This window comes from Mesorhizobium sp. M1E.F.Ca.ET.063.01.1.1, assembly GCF_003998155.1.
GTDB lineage: Bacteria > Pseudomonadota > Alphaproteobacteria > Rhizobiales > Rhizobiaceae > Mesorhizobium.
On sequence record NZ_RZSC01000405.1, the window covers coordinates 1 to 5385 of the forward strand.

The 5385-nt window shown below is 64.5% G+C and carries 7 protein-coding genes; 5 read left to right on the top strand and 2 right to left on the bottom strand.

The window, feature by feature from the left end; genetic code table 11:
• Positions 1–460 (top strand): ACT domain-containing protein (locus EOA29_RS23840; RefSeq protein WP_127221666.1); only part of this gene is annotated, 460 nt, incomplete at its 5' end.
• A gap of 46 nt (positions 461–506) precedes the next feature.
• Positions 507–2111: a murein biosynthesis integral membrane protein MurJ gene (gene murJ / locus EOA29_RS23845; protein ID WP_126090512.1), complete on the top strand. Its 1605-nt coding sequence runs from the start codon at positions 507–509 to the stop codon at positions 2109–2111.
• 16 nt (positions 2112–2127) lie between these two features.
• Here the strand turns inward: murJ and EOA29_RS41625 are convergent, their stop codons facing one another.
• Both EOA29_RS41625 and EOA29_RS23850 read right to left on the bottom strand, forming a co-directional pair.
• Positions 2128–2295 (bottom strand): hypothetical protein, encoded by a 168-nt coding sequence (locus tag EOA29_RS41625; protein ID WP_189350403.1) that lies wholly within the window; start codon positions 2293–2295, stop codon positions 2128–2130.
• Between the two features lie 73 nt (positions 2296–2368).
• Positions 2369–2653 (bottom strand): hypothetical protein, encoded by a 285-nt coding sequence (locus EOA29_RS23850; protein WP_126090513.1) that lies wholly within the window; start codon positions 2651–2653, stop codon positions 2369–2371.
• Positions 2654–2785: 132 nt separating this feature from the next.
• On the opposite strand from EOA29_RS23850, the gene trpS reads away from it, so the two are divergent.
• From trpS to EOA29_RS23865, 3 genes are all read left to right on the top strand, one after another.
• Entirely contained in the window at positions 2786–3853 is a 1068-nt protein-coding gene (gene trpS, locus EOA29_RS23855) for a tryptophan--tRNA ligase (RefSeq protein WP_126090514.1), read from the top strand.
• Between the two features lie 101 nt (positions 3854–3954).
• A complete protein-coding gene (locus EOA29_RS23860) occupies positions 3955–4446 on the top strand; it encodes a universal stress protein (RefSeq protein ID WP_126090515.1) in 492 nt (163 codons plus the stop codon).
• 179 nt (positions 4447–4625) lie between these two features.
• Entirely contained in the window at positions 4626–5195 is a 570-nt protein-coding gene (locus EOA29_RS23865; RefSeq protein ID WP_126090516.1) for a NifU family protein, read from the top strand.
• Positions 5196–5385: the final 190 nt, after the last annotated feature.

Consider the following 5385-nt stretch of genomic DNA (forward strand, 5'->3'; position numbering starts at 1 on the left):
CTCGAGGGAATTCGACCTCGATGAGGACGAGCGTCGTCGTGCCGAGCGCGTCGGGCGGCTGATCGAGGACGTGCTGTCCGGCAGGAGCTGGCTGCCCGAGATGATCGAGAAGCGCACCAAGCCGAAGCGCGGCGCCAAGGCTTTCCGCATTCCGCCGCGCGCCGAGATCCGCAACACGCTGTCGAACCGCTTTTCCGTCATCGAGATCGAGGGGCTGGACCGGCCGGGCCTGCTTTCCGAGATCACCGGCGCGCTTTCGGACCTTTCGCTCGACATCGCCTCGGCCCACATCACCACCTTCGGCGAAAAGGTCATCGACACCTTCTACGTCACCGACCTCACCGGACAGAAGATCGACAGCCCGACGCGCACGGCCACCATCCACAAACGGCTGATCGACACGCTGGACGGCAATGCGCCCGAACGCAACGGCAAGGCCAAGGCGGCGGCGGCCGAGTGATCATCACCATCCATTTGACGCAATTGCGCAGGCAGTCATCCACCGCATGAGCCTTGTCAAGAAATTCGCCACCGTCGCTTCCGGCACGCTGATGAGCCGCGCGCTGGGTTTCGGCCGCGAGATGCTGATGGCGGCGGCGCTCGGCACCGGGCCGGTCGCCGACGCCTTCAACGCTGCCTTCCAGTTCCCCAACACCTTCCGCCGGCTGTTCGCCGAAGGGGCTTTCAACGCCGCCTTCGTGCCGCTCTTCGCCAAGGAGATCGAGACGCACGGCACCGACGGCGCCAAGCGCTTTTCGGAAGAGGTGTTCGGCGTGCTGTTCTCGGCGCTGCTCGCGCTCACCATCGCCATGGAACTGGCGATGCCGCTGATCGTCCGCTACCTGGTGGCGCCGGGCTTTGCCGACATTCCGGGCAAGTTCGAGACGACCGTCCGGCTGGCGACGATCATGTTCCCGTATCTGATCTGCATGTCGCTCGGCGCCATGATGGCGGGCATGCTGAATTCGCTCCGCCGCTATTTCGCCGCTGCGATCGCGCCCGCTTTCCTCAACATCATCCTGATCAGCGTGCTCGGCTATGCCTGGTATCACGGGCTGGATGCGCATGATGTCGGCTACGGGCTTTCCTGGGGCGTGCTGGCGGCCGGCATCGTGCAGCTCGCCATCGTCTGGGTGGCGGTGCGCCATGCCGGCATCTCGATCGGTTTCCGCCGGCCGCACCTGACGCCGAACGTCAAACGGCTGCTGATCCTGGCGCTGCCGGCGGCGATCACCGGCGGCATCACCCAGATCAACCAGCTTATCGGCACGGCGATCGCCTCGGGGCAGAACAGCGCCGTGTCGTCGCTGGCCTATGCCGACCGCATCTACCAGCTCCCGCTCGGCGTCGTCGGCGTGGCGGTGGCGATCGTGCTGTTGCCGGAGCTGTCGCGGGCGCTGAAGTCGGGCAATCTGATCGAGGCGGCGAACCTGCAGAACCGCTCGGTCGAGTTCACGCTGTTCATGACGCTGCCGGCCGCCGCGGCGCTCTGGGTGATGTCGGAACCGATCGTGCGGCTGGTCTACGAGCGCGGTGCGTTCGCCGCCAACCACTCGACGCCGATCGTCGCCTCGATCCTGGCGATCTTCGGCCTCGGCCTGCCGGCCTTCGTGCTGATCAAGGCCTTCACGCCCGGCTATTTCGCGCGCGAGGACACGCGCACGCCGATGGTCTTCGCCGCCATCTCGGTCGGCGTGAACGTCGCCATCGCGCTGTCCTTGTTCCCCTCGATGGGCGCGCCCGGCATCGCGGTCGCTTCGGCCGTCGCCGGCTGGGTCAATGCGCTGATGCTGCTCGGCATGCTGATCCGGCGCGGCCACTGGGGCCGCGACATACCGCTCTTGAACCGCATTCCAAGGCTCGTCCTGTCCGCTGTGATCATGGCCACGGCGCTCTACTTCGCCGAGCATTATTTTGCCACCCAGCTTGGGCCTGGTTCGCCGCTGGTGGTCAAGGCGACGACCGTGCTTGCGCTGGTCGGCGGCGGCGCGGCGCTCTATTTCATCACCGCTTTCGGCACCGGCGGCGCCGATTTCGGCATGATCCGCAGGAACGTCAAGCGCGGCTCGAAGGCGGAGCCGCCGGTCACGGAACAGTCTCCAGATCCGTGAGTGCCGTCGACAGGCATCAGTCTTCGCCGGACAATTCGTCGTAGACCGAGCGTGGCACCGGTTCGCGTGCCCGCTCGCTCAGCTTGATTCCGAATTCGGCCCGGAGTCGCGCCGCTGTCTCCAGTGGTGTCTCGTGGTCTTGTCGGCGCTTTAGAGCTTTCTCGTCGTTGACGATGACAGGCATCCGCTTCTCACATCAGAATCCTGCAGGACACATCTCACCCCTATCACACACATGTCGATGTCGGCGCTGCCCCTCATTGCCCTGCCGGGCATTTCTCCCCGTAAAAAACGGGGAGAAAGTGGCTGACCGCAATGCCGCTGCTTCTCCTGCCACGTCGGCGTTTGGCAAAACCGTCGATGAAGGCGTCCTTCTCCCCGTCCTTCACGGGGAGAAGATGGCGGCAGCCAGATGAGGGGCGGCGCCAGCCGTTCAAGCCGAGCGACAGGCACGACAAGCGCGATGCCCGGAACAATACGGAAGGGCAATCCGACCAAAGCGACAGCGCCGCCACGATCGCCCGCCCCTCTTGATCCCGCATTCGCCTTCGTCCATAAGCGCGCCGTCGCAAGACTTTCGCCGCGCGCGGTTTCCAGCCGCATGATTGGCTCCAAAAAGTCTGCAACTTTTTGGAATCATGCTTATACGGCCCTCCACAAGCCCTGGGGAATTCATGTCCGCCTTCAAGCCACTCGTCTTTTCGGGCGTCCAGCCGACCGGCAATCTGCATCTCGGCAACTATCTCGGCGCCATCAAGAAATTCGTCGCCCTCCAGGAACAGTCCGACTGCATCTATTGCGTCGTCGACATGCATTCGCTGACGGCGCAGCTCGTCCATCAGGATCTCGGCGACCAGACCCGCTCGATCACCGCGGCGTTCCTCGCCTCCGGCATCGACCCCAAGAAGCACATCGTCTTCAACCAGTCGCGGGTCATCCAGCACGCCGAGCTTGCCTGGATCTTCAACTGCGTGGCGCGCATCGGCTGGATGTACCGCATGACGCAGTTCAAGGACAAAGCCGGCAAGGACCGCGAGAACGCCTCGCTCGGCCTGCTCGCCTATCCGAGCCTGATGGCCGCCGATATCCTGCTCTACCGCGCCACCCACGTGCCGGTGGGCGAGGACCAGAAGCAGCATCTCGAGCTCACCCGCGACATCGCGCAGAAGTTCAACAACGACTTCTCCGAGCGCATCGCGGCGCTTGGCGTCGGGGTCGAGATGCAGGTCGGCGAGGAGACGGTGAACGGCTATTTCCCGATCACCGAACCGGTAATCGGCGGTCCGGCGGCGCGCATCATGAGCCTGCGCGACGGTTCCAAGAAGATGTCGAAGTCGGATCCGTCGGACCTGTCGCGCATCAACCTGACCGACGATGCCGACACCATCTCGAAGAAGATCCGCAAGGCTAAGACCGATCCCGAGGCCTTGCCGAACGAGGTCGACGGGCTGGAAAGCCGGCCCGAAGCCGAAAACCTGGTCGGCATCTATGCCGGCCTCGCCGAAATCTCGAAGGCCGACGTACTGAAGGAATATGGCGGCCGGCAGTTCTCCGTGTTCAAGCCGGCGCTCGCCGACCTTGCGGTGGAGAAGCTCGCGCCGATCGCTTCCGAGATGCGCCGCATAGAGGGCGACCGCGCCTATGTCGATGCCGTGCTCCGGAACGGCGGCGAGCGGGCGCGGGCGATCGCCGAAGGCACGATGAAGACGGTGCGCGACATCATCGGCCTGCTGCAGGACTGACCGGTCCTGCCTTACTGACTTCCATCGCCATGCCGGCTGGCGCTTGCCGCCGGTCCGTGGCGGTGGCAGATTGCGGCCGAATTGATACCGAGCAGACAGACATGGTTTCCAAACGCCTCAGCCGCGAAGCCGGCCATCGCCGCAAGTTCCTGGCGATCATCGACGACACGCCGGAATGCGAGCGCGCCGTCGCCTACGCCTCGAAGCGGGCGCAGAGCACCAATGGCGTGCTGGTGCTGCTCTATGTGATCGAGCCGGATGATTTCCAGCACTGGCTGGGCGTCGAGAAGATCATGCGCGAGGAAGCCAACGCGACCGCGCGCGCGGCCCTCGACACCTACGCCAACAAGGTGCGCCAGAAGGTCGGCATCGAACCCGAACTGACGGTGCGCGAAGGCAAGCCGACAGAAGAGATCCACAAGCTGATCGAGGAAGACCAGGACATAGCCATCCTGGTGCTGGCGGCCGGTGCCGGCAAGGAAGGCCCGGGGCCGCTGGTGAGCGCCGTGGCCGGCCGGGGCGCCGCCTTCCCCATCCCGGTTACCGTGGTGCCGCAGAATCTGTCGGACGAGGAGATCGAGAGCCTGGCCTGAGATGCGTTGTGGGGCCGGCCTGACCTGAATCTCAGCACATCTCATCGTGGGTGACAGAAGCCCACAAAACATCCCGCCAGCCAGCCGTTCGGGCGTCGCGTTTCGCTTGAATGTCCAGCCGATAGAGCCTATTTAGAATTATTCCAAACTATCGGCCCGGGAAGGGCCTGGAGATACCCATGTTCATCCAGACCGAATCGACGCCGAACCCGGCGACGTTGAAGTTCCTGCCCGGCAAGGAAGTGCTGCGCGAAGGCACCGCCGATTTCCGCGACGCGGCAACGGCAGGCGAGGCCTCGCCACTGGCCGGCCGGCTGTTCGAGATCCCCGGCGTCACCGGCGTCTTCTTCGGCTACGATTTCATCACCGTCACCAAGGACGGTCCCGACTGGCAGCACCTGAAGCCGGCGATCCTCGGCGCGATCATGGAGCATTTCATGTCAGGCGCGCCGGTCATGGCGTCGGCGGCTCCGGCGGCTGATGCCGGCCAGGGCGGGGAGTTCTACGACAAGGCCGACGAAGAGCTGGTGCGGACCATAAAGGAATTGCTCGACACGAGGGTGCGCCCGGCGGTCGCGCAGGACGGCGGCGACATCACCTTCCGCGGCTTCGAGAACGGCACCGTGTTCCTGCACATGAAGGGCGCCTGCGCCGGCTGCCCGTCGTCGACGGCGACGCTGAAGCACGGCATCCAGAACCTGCTTCGCCACTTCGTTCCGGAGGTGCAGCAGGTCGAGCAGGTCGCCTGACAATTCCGCTTCGCCGGCCCCGGCGGAGCGAATTCCCTCCTATCCAAGACCTAAAAACAAAAAACCGGGCCCCAACGGCCCGGTTTTCTGTTCTTGGACGTCTTGTTGTTGCCTAGACGGTCCGCGCATGAATGCTTTTGTCCGCGGTCATCGTGATCACAACACGATGACCTTGGCCCCGACCGAGGTG